Genomic DNA, 603 nt, shown 5'->3' on the forward strand with positions numbered 1-603 from the left:
GAAATCGCTCGAGCACTATTGACAGACCCGGATATCGTGCTGTTAGACGAGCCGCTAGCCGGGGTGAACCCAACTCTCGAGCAGAAGATCCTCAGTCGAATCGAAGATCTCGTCGAGGACGGTTACTCGTTCCTCCTCATCGAACACGACATCGATCTCATCATGGACAACTGCGAGCGAGTCGTAGTCATGCATCAAGGCGGGGTCCTGACGACCGGTTCCCCGGACGATGTGAAATCAGATGAGCGCGTAATCGAGGCGTACCTCGGTGGTGATGACGTGTGACTGTTCTTGATGTAGAAGGACTGGACGCCGGGTACGGCGATCTACAGATCTTATCCAATGTCGATATGACCGTCGATGACAGTGAGTATGTAACCATCGTCGGGCCGAACGGCGCAGGAAAATCCACGGCGATGAAATCTGTTCTCGGATTGACGACGTACATGGACGGATCGATTACGCTCAACGGCGAGTCCATCGAAGGAATGGACACGAATGCCATTATCGAGCGGGGTGTTAGTTATGTGCCGCAGAGCGACAGCCTCTTTTCATCGATGACCGTTCGAGAAAATCTCCTCATGGGTGCGTTCAGTCTGCCGG

The 603-nt window shown here is 53.9% G+C and carries 1 protein-coding gene and 1 pseudogene; both read left to right on the forward strand.

All coding sequences use genetic code 11. The annotated features are described in order from the left end of the window. Window positions 1-285 (forward strand): annotated as a pseudogene (locus tag EXE42_RS16445) (ABC transporter ATP-binding protein); the annotation flags it as partial. Further along, window positions 282-603, forward strand: a 322-nt coding sequence (locus EXE42_RS16450) for an ATP-binding cassette domain-containing protein (protein WP_137707006.1), incomplete at its 3' end; no start/stop codon positions are given. The pseudogene EXE42_RS16445 and the gene EXE42_RS16450, both read left to right, overlap by 4 nt.

The organism is Halorubrum sp. SP3 (assembly GCF_005435195.1).
In the GTDB taxonomy this organism is placed as follows: domain Archaea; phylum Halobacteriota; class Halobacteria; order Halobacteriales; family Haloferacaceae; genus Halorubrum; species Halorubrum sodomense.